The 17164-nt window shown below is 60.7% G+C and carries 17 protein-coding genes; 4 read left to right on the top strand and 13 right to left on the bottom strand.

Features of this window, described 5'->3' with window-relative positions; all coding sequences use genetic code 11:
* The 9 genes from K675_RS33885 to K675_RS0109290 all read right to left on the bottom strand — a co-directional run.
* Positions 1 to 503, bottom strand: a 503-nt coding sequence (locus tag K675_RS33885; RefSeq protein WP_037006399.1) for a calcium-binding protein, incomplete at its 3' end; no start/stop codon positions are given.
* Positions 504 to 558: 55 nt separating this feature from the next.
* A complete protein-coding gene (locus K675_RS0109325) occupies positions 559 to 1872 on the bottom strand; it encodes an HlyD family type I secretion periplasmic adaptor subunit (protein WP_017903250.1) in 1314 nt (437 codons plus the stop codon).
* Positions 1869 to 3737 (bottom strand): type I secretion system permease/ATPase, encoded by a 1869-nt coding sequence (locus K675_RS0109320; RefSeq protein ID WP_232434414.1) that lies wholly within the window; start codon positions 3735 to 3737, stop codon positions 1869 to 1871. The genes K675_RS0109325 and K675_RS0109320 overlap by 4 nt, the downstream gene beginning before the upstream one ends.
* Positions 3738 to 3849: 112 nt before the next feature.
* Positions 3850 to 5178, bottom strand: a complete 1329-nt coding sequence (gene flgE, locus K675_RS0109315; protein WP_017903248.1) for a flagellar hook protein FlgE — start codon at positions 5176 to 5178, stop codon at positions 3850 to 3852.
* Between the two features lie 32 nt (positions 5179 to 5210).
* Positions 5211 to 5951 carry a flagellar hook assembly protein FlgD gene (locus K675_RS0109310; RefSeq protein WP_017903247.1) on the bottom strand — a complete coding sequence of 247 codons (741 nt, stop codon included), beginning with the start codon at positions 5949 to 5951 and terminating at the stop codon, positions 5211 to 5213.
* Between the two features lie 15 nt (positions 5952 to 5966).
* A complete protein-coding gene (flgC, locus tag K675_RS0109305; RefSeq protein WP_017903246.1) occupies positions 5967 to 6410 on the bottom strand; it encodes a flagellar basal body rod protein FlgC in 444 nt (147 codons plus the stop codon).
* 3 nt (positions 6411 to 6413) lie between these two features.
* On the bottom strand, positions 6414 to 6821 hold the full coding sequence (flgB, locus tag K675_RS0109300; RefSeq protein ID WP_017903245.1) for a flagellar basal body rod protein FlgB: 408 nt from the start codon (positions 6819 to 6821) through the stop codon (positions 6414 to 6416).
* Between the two features lie 238 nt (positions 6822 to 7059).
* Positions 7060 to 7887, bottom strand: a complete 828-nt coding sequence (cheR, locus tag K675_RS0109295; RefSeq protein WP_026145060.1) for a protein-glutamate O-methyltransferase CheR — start codon at positions 7885 to 7887, stop codon at positions 7060 to 7062.
* A gap of 53 nt (positions 7888 to 7940) precedes the next feature.
* Positions 7941 to 8867, bottom strand: a complete 927-nt coding sequence (locus K675_RS0109290; RefSeq protein WP_017903243.1) for a chemotaxis protein CheV — start codon at positions 8865 to 8867, stop codon at positions 7941 to 7943.
* Between the two features lie 80 nt (positions 8868 to 8947).
* Between K675_RS0109290 and flgA the strand changes: the two genes are divergently transcribed.
* The 4 genes from flgA to K675_RS0109270 all read left to right on the top strand — a co-directional run bounded on the left by flgA (position 8948) and on the right by K675_RS0109270 (position 11555).
* Positions 8948 to 9709, top strand: a complete 762-nt coding sequence (gene flgA, locus K675_RS0109285) for a flagellar basal body P-ring formation chaperone FlgA (RefSeq protein WP_026145059.1) — start codon at positions 8948 to 8950, stop codon at positions 9707 to 9709.
* Between the two features lie 169 nt (positions 9710 to 9878).
* Entirely contained in the window at positions 9879 to 10199 is a 321-nt protein-coding gene (gene flgM / locus K675_RS0109280; RefSeq protein WP_017903241.1) for a flagellar biosynthesis anti-sigma factor FlgM, read from the top strand.
* A gap of 48 nt (positions 10200 to 10247) precedes the next feature.
* Entirely contained in the window at positions 10248 to 10715 is a 468-nt protein-coding gene (locus K675_RS0109275) for a flagella synthesis protein FlgN (protein WP_017903240.1), read from the top strand.
* Between the two features lie 96 nt (positions 10716 to 10811).
* Positions 10812 to 11555: a flagellar brake protein gene (locus tag K675_RS0109270; protein WP_026145058.1), complete on the top strand. Its 744-nt coding sequence runs from the start codon at positions 10812 to 10814 to the stop codon at positions 11553 to 11555.
* A 69-nt stretch (positions 11556 to 11624) separates the two neighbouring features.
* Here the strand turns inward: K675_RS0109270 and K675_RS0109265 are convergent, their stop codons facing one another.
* From K675_RS0109265 to K675_RS0109250, 4 genes are all read right to left on the bottom strand, one after another.
* Entirely contained in the window at positions 11625 to 12992 is a 1368-nt protein-coding gene (locus K675_RS0109265) for an MFS transporter (protein WP_026145057.1), read from the bottom strand.
* Between the two features lie 71 nt (positions 12993 to 13063).
* Positions 13064 to 14305, bottom strand: a complete 1242-nt coding sequence (locus tag K675_RS0109260) for a glutamine synthetase family protein (RefSeq protein ID WP_198291628.1) — start codon at positions 14303 to 14305, stop codon at positions 13064 to 13066.
* 201 nt (positions 14306 to 14506) lie between these two features.
* The gene (locus K675_RS0109255) at positions 14507 to 15199 is read right to left on the bottom strand and encodes a sensor histidine kinase (protein ID WP_017903236.1); all 693 of its coding nucleotides are present in this window, start codon (positions 15197 to 15199) and stop codon (positions 14507 to 14509) included.
* Positions 15196 to 16800, bottom strand: a complete 1605-nt coding sequence (locus K675_RS0109250) for a tetratricopeptide repeat-containing response regulator (RefSeq protein WP_017903235.1) — start codon at positions 16798 to 16800, stop codon at positions 15196 to 15198. Before K675_RS0109250 ends, K675_RS0109255 begins: the two co-directional genes overlap by 4 nt.
* Positions 16801 to 17164 lie beyond the last annotated feature (364 nt).

Below are 17164 nucleotides of genomic sequence, written 5' to 3'. Positions count from 1 at the left end.
TTGCCGTAACCGACGAAATTGCCGGTACCGGTGTAGGTCAGCCGCTCGACGTTCGCCGCCAGGCTCAGGCTGTTCAACGTGGTCTTGACCTCGTCGTCACCTTCACCTGCGGCTTCGACTACCGAGACGCCAGTGCCGTTAACGAAGTAGGTGTCGTTGCCCTGGCCACCCACCAGGCTGTGCCCGTTGGTCTGGGCCGTCAGCGTGTCGTTGAACGCAGAACCCACCACTCTCTCGATACCAATCAAGGTATCACCCTGCGCATCACCACCAACCCCCGTCCCGGTGACCAGATTGACGGTAACCCCAGCCGTCGAATTGGCATAAGAGGCGGTATCGGTTCCCGCCCCACCATTCAGCACATCCGCCCCCGCTCCCCCATCGAGCAGGTCGTTCCCCGCCCCGCCATCCAGCGAGTCGTTCCCGGCGAAGCCATACAGCTCATCGGCCCCCGTCGTTCCTACCAGCGTATCCGCTCCTGATGTTCCGTTGATCACTGCCATTTTTCTTCCTTGCTCCTTGTTGAGTCATGGGTACCACGGTGAACTCGTTTGTTCTTCATCCTTCGCGGAAGGCGCGTTGGGCATGATCACTGATAGGTTTGAGCAGATAGGAAATGACACTGCGTGTGCCGGTCTGGATCATCGATTCCACCGGCATTCCGGGCACCAGGGTCAGCCCCTGCAGTTGCGTCAGTTCGCTGTGCGGTATTTTGATCCCGGCTCGATAGAAGCCCATGCCGGTGCGCTCGTCCTGGACCAGATCCGCCGATAGCCGGACCACCTGTCCCTTCAACTCCGGCGTTGTGCTGCGATTGAAGGCGCTGAGCCGCAGCACCGCATCCTGCCCCAGCGATACCTGGTCGATGTCCTGGGCACTGATGCGCGCCTCGACCAGCAGCTCATCGTCGGCCGGCACGATCTGCATCAGATTCTCCGCAGGCGAAATCACTCCACCCAGGGTATGCACGGCCAATTGCTGGACCCGCCCGGAAACCGGCGCGGTGATATCAATGCGCTTGAGCTGGTCATTGGCGGCGATATCGCGCTCGACCAATTCACCCTGCCGGGCTTCGAGCTCGCGCAGCTCCAGAGACACCTCGCTACGGAAACTCTGATCGACCTGCAGGCGCTGCAGCTCGGTCTCGGCAATCTTGCCGCGGGCTTCGGCAATGGACGCAATCAACTGCCCGCGCTCTCCGCGCAACCGGGCGATCCCCCGAGCCAGGGCGTTGACCCGATCGATGGTCATCATCCCTTTCTCGTAGAGCTTGCGGACCGCCTGGTACTCCTTGTCGATCAGCTCGATTTCTTCGGTCTTGGTCTTCTGCTGGAGGTCATGGCCGGCAATCGTCTCATTGAGTTGTCGGATTCGCTCACGCAACTGCTTTTTCTGCCCTTCGCGGGACGAGCGCCGGTCCTCGAACAGCCGCTGCTCACTGCTCATCAATGCCTGCGCGGCGTCGGCACCCAGACGGTTGATCAGCGACGCCGGCGTCACCAGATCAGCCGCGCCATCACGCTCGGCCTCCAGGCGCGCCTGGCGCGCCAGGGCCTGGCTCAGCGACTTGGAGACGATGGCCTCCCCCACCTTCGGCAGTGTCGCATCAAGCCTGATCAGCACATCCCCCGCACGAACCTGCTGGCCTTCGCTAACCAGCAGTTCAGCGACGATACCGCCCGTAGGGTGCTGGATTTTCTTGACGTTGCTTTCCACCGCCACGCTGCCGCTGGCGATCACCGCGCCGGACAAGTCAGTGCCGATCGCCCACCACAACCCGCCCCCCAGGAGGACCAGCAGGCTGAAAGCGCCGAGTCGAAGATGTCGGTTCAGCGAACCGGCCAGGCTGTTTTCCTGATCATGAACGGTCATTGGGCAACTCCCATTTCGACGACGCTTGCCGCCGGCCGAGGTGCTTGTAGGGGCGGCTTCCTGAGGACCACATCCCTGGCGCCGAATGCCGCCTGGACGCCATGTTCAAGAATCAACACCTGATCGATGACCGAAAGAATGCTGGTGCGATGTGCGATCACCACCGCGATCCCGCCACGGGCCTTGATCGACAGGATCGCCCGCGACAGAGCCTGCTCGCCCTCGGCATCGAGATTGGAGTTGGGTTCGTCCAGCACCACCAGGAACGGGTCACCGAACAAGGCTCGGGCCAGCGCTATACGCTGCCGTTGCCCGGCCGAAAGATTGAGCCCGCCCTCACCCACCTGGGTCTGATAACCCTCGGGCAATTGCAGGATCAACTCATGCACGCCCGCCAGTTGTGCGGCGGACACAATCGCGCGGTCATCGGCATCAGGATCCAGCCGTGCAATGTTCTCGGCGACGGTGCCGCTGAACAGCCCGACGCTTTGCGGCAGGTAGCCGATGAGCTTGCCTCGGGACTGTTCGCCCAGCAGCTCCAGTGGCGCACCGTCCAGCTTGACCTGACCGCGAGCCGGCTGCCAGGCGCCGACCAGGGCCCGGGCCAGTGACGACTTACCGGATGCACTGGGCCCCACAACGCCGACCGCACTCCCCGCCTCCATCGTGAAATGGACGTTCTGCAAGGTCAGGCGCTGGCTGCCCGGTGGTGCGGTAAAGAGGTTGTCGACCTGAAGTATGCGATATGCCTCCGGCAATTCGGTTCTGCCCTGCTCCTCGGGAAACAGCGCAAACACTTCGAGCAGCCGCTTCCAGGCGAGATGGGCGCCCAGCAGACTGCGCCAGGTGGCAATCACCTGCTCGGCCGGTGCCAGGGTTCGCGACACGATGATCGAAGCCGCCACGATGGTGCCGCCGCTCAGGTCACCCTGGATAACCAGGTAGGCGCCCAGCGCCAGGGAGCCGGACTGGACCAGATGACGCAGGGACTTGGAGATTCCACCGAAGAAAGAACCGATGTCGACAGTCTGGCGTTGCAACGTGCTGTAGGTCGAGTGATGTGCCTGCCAGAGCGAAGAGGTACGTTGCGCCATTCCCATGGCCGCCAGCGCCTCGGCATTCTGATGCGCCTGCTGCCCCAGATGATTGCGCTTGTTCTGGGCTTCGGCGCAGGCTTGCGCCAACTGTCGTGACTGCCGGTCGGTGATGAAGGTCAGCGTCACCAGCACGATCACCAACCCGCTGGTCAGTAGACCGAACAGCGGGTGAATGTAAAAGCAGACGGCCAGGTAAACCGGCATCCAGGGCAGATCAAAAAATGTCACCAGCCCAGGACCGCCGATGAACCCGCGAATCTGATCCATTTCCTGAGCGGGCTTGAGGGCGTCGCCGGTAATCGCCGTTTTCAGCGATACGCCCGCAATCACCTTGAACACCCGGGGAGACAGGGCCAGATCGAAAGCGGAGGCAATCCGCACCATCAGGCGGGAGCGAACAATGTCCAACAGGCCTGAAAACCCGTACACCCCCAACACCAACAACGCCAGCGCCACCAACGTCGGAATGCTCCGGCTGGGAATGACCCGATCGTACACCTCCAACATGAACAACGGGCCGGCCAGCGCCAGGATATTGATGACACCGGAAAACAGCGCGGCACCGATCAGGCTTTTACGCAGGAGGGTTTTCAACGACGCCGAAACGACAGGCGTATCGAGGGCGTGACTTCTCTTCAATTCTTGTTCCGTCCCTGTGAGCTTGCATAGCGTCCATGCAGTCAGAACGAAAGCTCTGCCCTGATGATGCTGATATAACGAAAACTTGGCGTCATTCGTTAGCGCAGGCAGTGCGAGCAAATTCTGCACCAGCTTTTCGGGGCACACGCAGGAAAAGAGTTGCAAACTGAGTCAACGAAACAATCAGGCAAAAAAAATCCGGTGCCCAAGGGCACCGGATCTGCGAGACACCGAGAAGCCGTCAGGTCATCTGAATAATGGTCTGCATGATGGTGCTCTGGGTGGAGATGGTCTTGGCGTTGGCCTGGTAGTAGCTCTGGCCCTTGATCAGGTCCACCAGCTCGCTGGTCAGGTCGACGTTGGAGCCTTCCAGGGAGCCGGACACGATCGAACCATTGGTGCCGACCTCACCACCGTCATAGGCTGGCTGGCCCGAGGCGAAGGTCTGCTTCCAGTTGGTGCCACCGGCAGGCTGCAGGCCCTGCTCGTTGGTGAAACTGGCTACCGCCACCTGGCCGATGGCCTTGTGCTGGTTGTTGCTGAAGTTGGCGAAAATGATGCCGGTACCATCAATGCTGATATCGGTGATCTGGCCAGTGGCGTAGCCGTCGCCAATGATCGCCGCACGGGAAGTGTCGGCATTGAACTGGGTGGTTTTCGCCCAGTCGGTAAGGATACCTGCGGCGTTGGCACTTGCGCCGTTGGCCGCCCACACACCATTGGTCACGGTGCCAGGAACCCAACCGGTAATGGTGATACTGGTCTTGCCGGCGGTACCACCGATGGAGGTCAGCTTGCCGGAGGAGTCAAAGACCATGGCCACGGGAACAGGATCAGTGGCGGCTGGCGGAACGGTCGGCGGAACGGTCCCGACAGTGGCCGCGGTACCATTGGGGTTGCGCCCGTCAATCAGCGTGTAGACGTTCCAGGTGTTGGCACCGGTCTTGACCACATACTGGTCCAAGGAGTGCTTGTTGCCCTGGGTATCGTAGATATCGGAGCTGAATGGCGTGGTGTAGCTTGCCGGGTTCGATGGATCGAACGGGGTGGTCGCCTGGTTGATCACCGCCGACTTGGAGTCGAGGTTGATCGTCGCACCGATACGGGTGGTGGTCTGCGGCGGCAGGTTCGACACGTCGATGCGCAGGTCGGTCAGCACGCCGGGAATGATGTTGCCGTTGGAGTCGGCGGCAAAGCCCTGCAGGCGCGCGGTGCCATCGGAGTTGGTGACGTAGCCGTCCTTGTCGGTCTTGAAGGTACCGGCGCGGGTGTACATCAGCGAGCCGCTGTCGCTCAGGGTGAAGAAGCCGTTGCCCTGGATGCCCAGGTCCAGCGCGTTGCCGGTGACGTTCATGCCGCCGTTGCCGAAGTTCTGCGAAACGTTGGCCAGGCGCACACCGTTACCGATGGTCTTGGACGAGACGCCGAGCTTGGTCGCCGAGTAGACATCCTCGAATTCCGCACGGGACGATTTGAAACCGGTGGTGTTGACGTTGGCGATGTTGTTGCCGGTGACGTCGAGCTGTTTCTGGGCCGCGTTGAGACCGCTCAAACCGATATTAAAAGACATGCTTCTCTCCTTTGTTTCGCGTTGGTCGGCTCTTACAGGCCAATGGTCTGGACTTTGGACAGAGCGATACTGCCCACGCCCGCCAGGTTGAGCATCATTTCACCGCCGTTCTGCGACAGGCTCACGCTGCTGACGGTGGCCGGCAGGTTGGTGACCAGCGCCGTCGAATCCGCGGAGCCCTTCAGGTTGGCGGTCGCGCTGAAACTGTAGGTGCCACTGGACAGCAGGGTCCCGGAATCGTCCTTGCCATCCCAGACGAAGGGCACATTACCGGCCGCGGTCTGGGCCCCCAGGTCGATGGTACGGACCACTTTCCCGGTGGAGTCGCTGATCTTGAGCGTGGTTTTGTCGGTGGCACCGGTAACGACCGCGGTGCCGGTAAAGCTCTTGCTGGTATCGACCACCGCCTTGCCGGTCGGCACGATGACCGAACGACCGACCAGCGACGACGCCTGCAGCGCCTGGGACGACTGGAACGCACTGGCGATGTTGTTGACGCTGCTATTGAGCGTGGTGATGCCTTCCAGGCTGCTGAACTGGGCCAACTGCGCAACGAAGGCGCTGTTGTCCTGCGGGTCCAGCGGGTTCTGGTTCTTCAGCTGGGTCACCAGCAGTTTCAGGAACGCGTCCTTGCCCAGGGTCTGGCCACCGGATGCACCGCTGATGGCATTGCCCAGCGCGTCGGTACTGGTCTTGTTCGTCAGCTTGGCATTGGAGGCGGCCAGGATGTCGTTGAGAGTCGAAGAGGTGCTGGTGGAGTCGGTAACGCTCATGTCTGTCGCCCCTTATCACTGACCGAGGGTCAGGACCTTCTGCATCATGGTCTTGGCGGTGTTCATCATTTCCGCGTTGGTCTGGAACGAACGGCTGGCGGAGATCATGTCGGCCATTTCCTCGACAACATTGACGTTCGGGTAGTAGACATACCCCTTGGCGTCGGCCGCCGGATGGTTCGGCTCGTAGCGGGCTTCCAGGTTGCTCTGATCCTCGACCACGCCCAGTACCTGGACACCCTGGCCGGCCGCGTTCTGGTCCTGGAACAGCGAGTCGCTGCCACCGGCCTGGCTGTTCTGGAACATGGTGGCGAACACCGGGTGACGCGCGCGGTAGGTCTTGTCGATGCTCGACGAGACGGTCTCGGCGTTGGCGATGTTACTGGCGACGGTGTTCAACCGGGTGGTCTGGGCACTCATGCCGCTACCGGCAATGTTGAAGACGCTGGCAAGGGACATGGCTTACTCTCCACGCAGGGCCGATACCAGCCCTTTGAATTTACTGTTGAGCAGGGTGAAGCTGGCCTGGAAATCGACCGCGTTCTGCGCGTAGTTCGATTGTTCGATCTGCGCATCCACGGTGTTCTGGTCGATCGATGGCTGCATCGGGGTACGGTACTGCAATGCCGCGTCGCCATTGCTCAGCCCCTGGGCTTCGATATGGCGGCTGTTGGTGGTGTTGAGCGCGAAGGTGCCGTTCTTGGCCTTTTCGCTCTGCTCGGCGAGCACGGAAGAAAAGTCCATGTCCCGGGCCTTGTAGTTCGGGGTATCGGCGTTGGCGATGTTGTTGGCCAGGACTTCGGCACGCTGGGCGCGGAAGCTCAGGGCCTGTTCGTGGATGCCGAGCGCTTTGTCGAAACTGATGCTCATGTCGGGAAACCTTCGAGAGTTGACCTGATCGTCGGAACAGGTTTTTCGTTGACAGAGCTATAGCAAGCCCCATGCCAATTTTCTCAGACCCCGTAAATCAAGGCTTTGCCGGCTGGCTGCCGCCGGAGATGCCAGAAAAGCGGCAAGGCATTTCCGCTACGCGCCAGCAAAGCGGCAAGGCTGGCGGCAAAAAAAAGCGGGAGCCTTATGAGCTCCCGCCGGGGTGTCGAACGATTGGCTACTTGGCCTTGTAGATGATGCCCGGATTGCACTGCACCATCTGGTAGTGGTCCGGCAGGCCGTTGAGGGCTTCGGATGCCCCCAGGAACAGATAACCGCCCGGCTTGAGAGTGCCGTGGATGCGCATCAGGATGTCCTTCTTCACCTCGGCGGAGAAGTAGATCAACACGTTGCGACAGAACACGATGTCGAACTTGCCCAGGCTGGCATAACTGTCCAGCAGGTTGAACGAGCGGAACTCGACCCGGTTGCGGATCGGCGCCTTGACCGCCCAGCGGCCCGGCCCCTTGGTATCGAAGTAGCGCTGCAGGCGGTCGGGTGACAGGCCGCGACCGATCGCCAGGCTGTCGTACTCGCCGGTCTTGCAGTTGTTCAGCATCAGCCCCGACAGGTCGGTGGCGACGATCTGCGCACCGGCCTTCAACTGCCCCATGTTGGTCCTCTCGAACTCGTCGATCGACATCGAGATCGAGTAGGGCTCCTGACCCGATGAACAAGCGGCCGACCAGATCCTCAGGCGCTGACCGGGACTGGCCTTGATGGCTTCCGGCAATACCTTGCTCTTGAGCACCTCAAACGGATAGGTGTCACGAAACCACAGGGTTTCGTTGGTCGTCATGGCATCCACCACCTGCTCACGCAAGCCGCTGCGTGGCTGGCTCTGAATCCTCTGAACCAGTTCGCCCAGGGATTTGATGCCATTCTGCTCCATCAGCTTGTTGAGACGGCTGGAAACCAGATATTGCTTGTTTTCACCGAGCAGAATGCCACAGGCCTTTTCCAGGAAGACCCGGAACTGTTCGAAATCCAAATTACCCGTAGACAATGATGCCGCCTCTTAAATCGTCTGTACCGCCGGGGACCCTGGGTCCCCGACTGTTATCCTGCAGCCTTGATCCGGTCAACCACCCGGGCCGCCAGGTCATCAGGTCGGAACTTGGCAAGGAAGTCGTCGGCGCCGACCTTCTTCACCATCGCCTGGTTGAATACCCCTGACAGGGAAGTATGCAGAGTGATGTGCAGCTTTTGCATCCGCGGATCGCTGCGAATCTCAGCAGTGAGGGTATAGCCGTCCATTTCGGGCATTTCAATGTCGGAGATCATCATCAGGAATTCCTCCTCCGGCTTCTTGCCCTCGTCGACCAGCTTGCGCAGGTAGTCCAGCGCCTGTCGGCCGTCGTTCAACGCCACCACCTCGACGCCGACCGTCTGCAGGCAACGCGTGACCTGCTTGCGCGCCACCGACGAGTCGTCGACCGTGAGCACCCGCAACGACACCGCCTTGGTCTGCGTCTCGACATCCACCACGCCCAGGGATACCGATTCGGACATGGGCGAAACCTCGGCGAGGATCTTCTCCACGTCGATGATTTCCACCAACTGGTTGTCGATGCGCGTCACCGCCGTCAGGTAGTGATCGCGCCCGGTCCCCTTGGGTGGCGGATGGATCTCTTCCCAGTTCATGTTGACGATGCGCTCCACCGACTTCACCAGGAACCCCTGGGTCTTGGTGTTGTACTCCGTAATGATCACGAACGGATTACTCTGATCCTTGAGTGCACCAGCGCCCGTGGCCATCGCCAGATCGAGGATCGGAATGGTTGCCCCACGAATGTTCGCCACACCGCACACCACCGGATTGGACTTGGGCATCAGGGTCAGCTTGGGGCATTGCAGCACCTCGCGTACCTTGAATACGTTGATCCCATAGAGCTGCTGCCCGTCGAGACGGAACAACAGCAGCTCAAGGCGATTCTGCCCCACCAGTTGCGTACGCTGGTTTACCGAATCCATCACACCAGCCATGACTGCCCTCTCTGATCAAAGCCTCATCATCCGACGCCCACTCAGGAACAAACGGCACGAGCCTTGCTTTTTATACCGTTATGAAAGCACAAACGACATTTTTTCGACGCCTGACATCACAGTACCGCAGATTGCTCGCGGTGGTGTCTGTTTTATGCTGCCTGAACCCGAGCAACCCTGCTCTTGCGGAATCGGCGACCCTGCCTGATCAGCTTATCGGCGTGACCCAAGGCTTTCTTGAATTCACGGTAGAAGACTATCTGGCCACCAGTCAAACCGAAGGACGCTACGAGATCCAGGTCAACCAGTTGGACCCCCGCCTGCGCATGGCCGCTTGCGACAAGGAATTGACAGCCAGCCTGGAAAGCCCGGCGACGCCGATCGGCCGGGTCACCGTGAAGATCCGCTGCGAAGGCGGCTCGCCATGGACCGTGTTCGTCCCGGCCCAGGTCAAGTTGTTCCGCGATGTGGTGGTCACCACCCGCCCTCTCAAGCGCGCCGGGATCATCGAACCGGGCGACGTGGCGTTGCGCGAACGGGATATCAGCCTGATCAACCAGGGTTTCCTGACGTCGCCGGACCAGGCCATCGGGCAGAAACTTGTCCGACCAATGGTCATGGATCAGGTGGTCACCCTGGTCCACCTGGAACAGGCGGAAGTGGTGCGCAAGGGCGATCAGGTGGTCATCAGCGCCACCAGCGGTGGCCTGGTGGTCAAGATGCCGGGCGAGGCGCTCTCCAATGGCGGCCTGAACGAACAGATCCGCATCAGGAACCTCAATTCGCAGCGGGTCATCAAGGCCCGCGTCACTGCGCCCGGCCAGGTGGAGGTGGCCTTGTAGATCGATAAAGCCGCCCTGCAATAACTGGCGCCAGGCCGCCACTTTTCCTAAACTGAGGCCCAAACAGGGCTACAGCCTAGATGCAGACTCAGTTTCAGATGAGGCTAAAGTTTTTCCGGGTATGGCCGAAAACAAGGCAAGCGTCCAAATACCCAGAGGTTTTTTTATCATGGTCATCGATTTCAGTCGTTTGAATAACACCCCGTCATTGACAGGCAGCACGCGCACCAGCGCCAACAAGGAGGCCGACGGCAGCGGCAAGTCCTCGGCGGTGAACAGCCAGACCGAAGCGGTCGGCCAGAGCGGGGAATCGGTACACCTCAGCAATGAGGCTCAGCAGTTGCAAAAGATCACTGACAAGCTGCAGCAGCAGCCTGTAGTCAACAGCGCCCGGGTGGCCGAGTTGAAACAGGCGATCGCCGATGGCAGCTACAAGGTCGACAGCAACCGCGTCGCCAGCAAACTGCTCAACTTCGAAGCCCAGCGCTAGGCCCCTGCCGGCGCGAGGCTTTTGGACGCTTAAAACCCAAGGCCAGCCATGCACGACACCAATCTGCTGCAACTGATCACCGAAGATTTTGCTCCGGCTCAAGATCTGCTTGAGTTGTTGCGCGCCGAATCCCTGGCGCTCCATGGTCGCAACATGGTCGAGCTGGAAGATATTCTGGCACGCAAGCAAGCGTTGATCATTCTGCTGGAACAGCATGGCCGCAAGCGCAGCCAGATTCTCGCCAGCCTCAACCTGCCCACCGACCGCTCCGGCCTGGAACAACTGGCCGCACAGTCGAGCGTGGGCGATGAGCTGTTGAGGCAGAGCGAAGAACTCACCCGCATCCTGGCCGAGTGCCAGGCCGCCAATGAACTCAATGGGCGCAACATCCAGGTTCAGCAAGCAACTACCGCAAATCAGTTGAAGATCCTGACCGGCGGCGAGCCTCCCGCGCTTTATGATGCCCGCGGCTCGACGGCGAGGCTTGCGAAGCAACGCCCGCTGAGTCAGGCTTGACCCCAAACTGCTGCGCGCTCTGTTCAAGGCGCGTAACATGCTGGCAAAATGCTGGCTTTTGCGTGTAGTCGTATTTTGTCTGGAGATTGATGAACCGTGTCCAATGCCCCAAGCGCGGACGATGCTCCGCAGCCACCGAAGGTGCTAACCACGCCTCTGGAAATTTCCGCCAACCTGCGGATGCTGCAGGATAGCCATGACCCGCTGATCATTACGTTCAATGAACGCAGCCAGCGCTTCCAGAGCTTCGTGATCGATATCGATCGGGACGCCGGCACCCTGGCCCTGGACGAAATGATGCCACGCGACGGCGAGCGCTTCCTGGCGGCAGGCGAGCCGTTTCGCGTCGAGGGCTTCCACGACGGTGTACGTATCACCTGGGAACAACCCCAGCCGATGACCGTCGACGAGCTCAACGGCTGCTACCGTGGCGCGATGCCCACGGAAGTGGTCTACCACCAGCGCCGCAACGCCTTCCGCGCCGCCTTGAAACTCACCGCCCTGGTCAACATCGAACTGGGTGGCGACAAGCTCAAGGCACCGATCAACGGCAAACTGCTGGATATCTCCGCCAGCGGTTGCAAGCTGCGCTTCGACGGCGATATATCCGATCGCCTGCAACTGGGCCAGGTCTACGAACGGTTTATCGCCGCCCTGCCCTTCGGTCCCATGACCGCTCCGGTGGAACTGCGCCATCTGCACTTCGAGGAAAGGATCAACACCACCTTCGCCGGCGTGCGCTTCCACAACATGAGCGGCCTGGTACAACGCCAGGTCGAGCGTTTCGTCTACCAACTGCAGCGTGAAGCACGGCGTTTCGACAAAGACGACGACTACTGAGTCCGACGCCGGTTTCACCGATGAAAAACGGGCCACCCTCATCAGGTGGCCCGTTTTTTTTCGGCTCTCTCAGTTGCTCGATTTATGCGCAGGCTCGGGATCGGACTCATCCACCTCGGCAACGACCTCTGTTGCCGGCTCGGTGGATGAGGTCTCGGCAGCCGATGGCGGTGCGGCCGAGTTGTCGCACATCTGGTCCAGCACCACCTGTTCATCGACCCGCGGGTCGAGCGCAGCGCCGAGGGGCGACATGGCCTCCGGCATGACCACATGCTGCAATGGTGCGTCTTCGACCTGATGCAGATTGGTCACCGCCTTCGGTCGGATACGCAACACCAGAACCAGAGCAAAAAAGCTGAAGAACGCATAGAGCATATGACTGCCGGCCAGCTTCATCAGCACGCCCGCGGCCAGCGGCCCAATGCTCGCACCGACGCCGTAGGTCACCAGCAGCATGGCGGTCAGCGAAACCCGGCGATCGCCCTCGATATGATCATTGGAAAACGCCACCGCCAGCGGATACAGGCAGAACTGCAGCAGCGACACCACGAACCCGGAGACGAACAGCACCTCCAGCGGCGCCGTGGAGAATATCGCCAGCGGCAGGGACGCCAGCATCAGCAACATGGCGACACTGCGGATCAGCACGGCCCGGTCATAGCGATCGGAAAGCCAGCCCAGGGGCCATTGCACCAGGAAGCCGGCAAAGATGCAGCTACCCATGAACAGGCCGACCTGTTCGGTAGAAAGCCCCTGCTGGGAAGCATAGAGCGGCGCCAGACCGTAGAACGAGCCGACGATGATCCCAGCCCCGAGCACCGTGGTCAGCGACTGCGGCACACGCTTCATGAAGAAGCGCGGTTCCAGCGGCGCAGGGTGCAACGGGGCCGGGTGAATCCGCCGGGTCATCGCCACCGGTACCAGGCACAACGCGAAGCACAGCGCGACCAGCATCAGCAACTCGGGGCCGAGCGCGGGGTGCATGACCAGAATCAGTTGCCCAAGTACCAGCCCCAGATAGGAGGCGATCATGTAGCCACTGAAGACCACACCCCGCTGCCTGGCCTCGGCCTGTTCATTGAGCCAGCTCTCGATGACCATGTACTGGCACATCATCCCGAGGCCGACGATCATCCGCAGCAACAGCCAGGCCGGCAGCCAGTTGACCAATCCATGGCCCAGCACCGCCGCACCGACGATCCCGGCACACGTGGCATAGGCGCGGATATGCCCGACACGGGCGATCAACCGGTGGCCGATCTTGCCACCCAGCACCAGGCCGAAGTAGTTGGCCGCCATCAGGGCGCCCACCCACAGACCGTCGACATGGTCGGCGGCCAGGCGCAGGGCGAGGTAGGTACTCAGAAGGCCCGAACCGATCAGCATCATCAGCGAGGCAAAATAAAGCGCTCTAAAGGATTTCCAGATTTGGCGCATTGACGTTCCTGGCAGCTCTTTGAATGAGGTTTCGGGCTACCCGGAAGATAGCCCGAATGCGGGAGTTACGTCTAAACCTGGGCGGCCAGTACACGGCGCTCCCAGGGACTGATTTCATCGAGGAAGCTGGTCAGTTCCAGGGTCTTCGAAGCGATGTAGCCTTCGATGAACTCGCTGCCGAACAGCTCCCGGGCCAACTGGCTGCGTTTCAGGCGCTCCAGTGCGGCGTGCAGGGTGCATGGCAGCGACAGGGTGTCCGGCACCTCGAACTCGCCCTGGATGGCCGGGGCCGGCTCCCGTTCATGCTCGATACCGTAAAGACCCGCGGCCAGGCTGGCGGCAATCGCCAGATAGGGGTTGGCATCGGCTCCCGGCAAACGGTTTTCCACCCGTCGCGCCACGGGCGAACTGGCCGGGATACGCAAGCCGGCTGCCCGGTTGTCGTGGGACCAGCAGGCGTTGTTCGGCGACGCATACGGGTGGCACAAACGCTGATAGGAATTGACGTTCGGCGCGAACAGCGCAGTGAAATCCGCCATGCACGCCTGCTGCCCACCGATGAAATGACGGAACATCGCGGTCGGCTCGCCGGCGGCATCACTGAAGACATTCCTGCCGCTGTCGATTTCCACCACGCTCTGATGGATATGCATCGAACTGCCGGGGATCTTCGCCAGGGGCTTGGCCATGCACACCACGCTCAGGCCATGCTTGAGCGCCACTTCCTTGAGCAGATGCTTGAACAGGAAGGTCTGGTCGGCCAACAACAGTGGATCACCGTGCAGAAGGTTGATCTCGAACTGGCTGACGCCCATCTCGTGCATGAAGGTATCGCGCGGTAGGCCAAGCGCGGCCATGCTCGCATAGACCTCGCTGAAAAACGGCCGCAAGCCGTTATTGGAGCTGACGCTGAAGGCCGAACAACCATCCTCTCGGCGCCCGTCGAGGCCGACAGGCGGCTGGAATGGCTGGGCAGGATCGGCATTGGGGGCGAAAACGAAGAACTCCAGTTCGGTCGCCACGACCGGCGCCAGGCCGCGTGCGGCATAGCGGGCAATGACCGCCTTGAGCTGGCCACGGGTCGACAGGCTGGAACTCTCCCCGGTCAATTCGTCCGCATCGCAGATCGCCAATGCCCGGGGCTGCTGGCTCCATGGCAGGCGGTGGATCTGCCGCGGGTCGGCCACGAGTGCAAGGTCGCCATCATCGCTGCCGTAGAAACGCGCTGGCGGGTAGCCGCCCATGATGCATTGCAACAGCACTCCTCGGGCCAGTTGCAAACGTCGCCCCTCGAGGAACCCCTCGGCGGTCATCACCTTGCCACGTGGCACGCCATTGAGATCGGGCGTGACACATTCAATCTCATCAATGCCGGTCAATCGCTGCGCGAGCGAGTTCTGGCCTTCGCTAGTCATGACTCAATCCTTGTTCTTATAGAAGCCGCGAACGGCGCCCCGTACAAAATACGCACCAGCCGTTCGGGATTTCAAGCAGGGACGAGGAAAAAGCCTGACTCAGGGAAGATAGAGACTGAAGAGCGCCCCTCCCAGGGGACCGCCGTTGCTGAGCTCGATACGCCCACGCACGCCGTTGCGTTCGTGCAGCGCGGCAATTCTTGCAGCGAAATACAGGCCCAGACCAGTACTGCCCGTCGTCGGGTTGATGCCTTGCACGTAGTCAAGCTGGCGTTCGAGCATCTGCGCCGGAAAACCGGGACCATCGTCATTGATACCCAGCACCAGTTGCTCGTTTTCCTCACGCACATGGATCAGTAATGCATGGCAGGCGAAACGGATGGCATTGGTGACGATATTGCCCACCACCGACCCGATCAGTTCGCGATCGAAGAAACCCAACGGGCTGAAGTCATCGACTTCATAACTGGCAACGATGCCACGGCTGCCCAGGACCTCCTGGCGGCACGCCAGTTGCGCACCGATAAAGTCATCCATATCGTGATAATCGGGCCGCAGCGGCAACTGATTGACACCCAGTTTGTACAACCCCAGCAACTGCACCAGCATGCTGTTGAGGTGGGCGAACTCATACTCGATCACCGCACGTTCGGGATTTTCCCGCTGCGCCTCGGGCAGATGGCTCTGCCACTGGCCGTGGGCCTGAATCAGCATCGCCAGCGAGTTTTTCATGTCATGCACGGTCGAGGCGATCACCGTGGAGAAATCCAGCCCCTGATCCTTGTCGCTCATTCGCCAAACGCCCGGCTACGCAATTTCTGATACCTCTCATAACGTGGATCGCTGTCCGGCATCTTGCCGACCATTTTCAGGCAGGCGCGGCACTCTTCGAGGATCGCCGCATCGGAAGTCTTCTGGGCAGTCACCAACAGCGCCTGCGCGGCATTGAGGGCGATACTGATATTTTTCGGCTGCAGGGCCAATGCCTTGCGGAACAGTTCCTGCGCTTCCTCCAGATTGCCGCTCTTGTAGCTGCGAACCCCCTGGACGTTGAGATCGATGGCGGCCTTGCCGCTACCGAGGATCTCCGGGTCATCGGTCAGCTTGGCGATGCCTTTCATCACCGCCGGGTCGTCTCCATAGATCTCCACGCAATTCTTGAGCATCGAGGCACCGGCATCGGCCTGCCCCAGTTGCTGCAGTTGCTTGGCCACCAGCAGGGCGGCGTCGGCACTCATGAAGTTTTCCATGCCCTCGAGACGCGCCATTGCCTGCTCGGTAAGCTTTTCGGCGGTTTCGGCATCGTTGAGCAGCAGACTGGTGGCCTTCATCAGCCGGGCACGCACCTGCAGCCCCGGGTCGTTGGTGTTCTCCTTGGCGACCGTGCTGAGTGTCTGGTTGATCTCAAGTCGCGTACGCGTGTCCAGGCCGCGCTCGCTGCCCTTGCTGATCAACGCGTGGGCCAGGCCCAGGTTGCTCTCCGGATCCTTGTGGCGCGATTGCTCGCCTTGGGCGACGGCTTGGCGATAGGCCCGGGAAGCCCCCTCGAAATCCTCGTTGGCCATGGCCAGCTTGCCCAGCAAGGACTGACGACGCACCGCCAGCGGAGAGAGGCGCACGGCCTCCTCCAGCACGCTCTGGGCGCGCCGGGTTTCTCCCTGCTGGACCAGCACGTCGGCGAGCCCGTCATAGAGCGCCGGCATCATCGGGAATGCCTTGAGTGCGGTTTCGTAGAGTTCCTTGGCCTGGGTTATCTGGCCCCGCTTGTAGAGCAGTTGCCCCAGCATGGCGTACGCCCATGGCAGCGGACGATCATTCAGAATGCCATTGAGGAAACGCTCAAGCGGCTCATTCTGACCGAGGGCACGCATTGCATCGGCGCGATAACGCAGGCACAACGGGGCGAATCGGGTATCCTGCTGGGTAAGTCGGGTACAGGCGGCCAACACTTCGGCCGGCTTGTCACGATCCAGCGCCTGCATGATCGGCTTGAGCAGGTTCTTGCGCTGGACCAGCTTTTCCAGGCGCTGGGCCAGGCTGGCGCGGTTGAACGGTTTGGTCAGATAGGCATCGGGCTCGTGCTCCAGGGCACTGAGAACCATGGCCTGACTGCTCTCGGCGGTGACCATGACAAAGATGCTCTCATGGCTGATCAGCTTGTCGATCATCAGATCTTCGAGAACCTGCTGACCGTTCTTGCGGCCATCGCCAAGATGGTAATCGTGCAGGATGAAGTCATAGCGCTTCTGCGCACACATGCGCAACGCCTGCTCTCCAGTGTCGGCGGTGTCTACTTCCTTGACGCCCAACTCCCGCAGCATGGATCTGACTGAACTGCGAAAATCGGAGAAATCGTCGACGATCAGAAAGCTTTTTTGGTGATACGCCAGCATCGAGATTCCTGTCATGGGAAATAGAAGAAAGACCCAAGGGCTATGGCAAGCCCGGACCCCACTTCACTGTCGCTTTCGCGAACAGATAATAACTAAAGGCAAAATGCCACTAATCGATTTTACACCAACCCATCGTCGCATTGAGCGGCGGCCCCCCGATATTCAATCCAAGGGTAGTCGATATACAGGTGGTGCTTTCTATCAGGTGACGCAAGACACGATGCTCGCGCGCACCCCATAGCCATCGCTAGTCAGGATATCGCCCGCAATTGGCCAAACCTGAGGGTTGTCATGTCGAATTAAGGTGCTGCCTCTGTGCCGTGACGCGGAGCGTCGGGTGATGCATTCCCACGCGGAGCGTGGG

The sequence above is a fragment of the Pseudomonas fuscovaginae SE-1 genome (genome assembly GCF_000364705.1).
In the GTDB taxonomy this organism is placed as follows: domain Bacteria; phylum Pseudomonadota; class Gammaproteobacteria; order Pseudomonadales; family Pseudomonadaceae; genus Aquipseudomonas; species Aquipseudomonas fuscovaginae_A.
The sequence above is the reverse complement of the archived record's forward strand: the minus strand, read 5'-3'. Positions and strand labels throughout refer to the sequence as shown.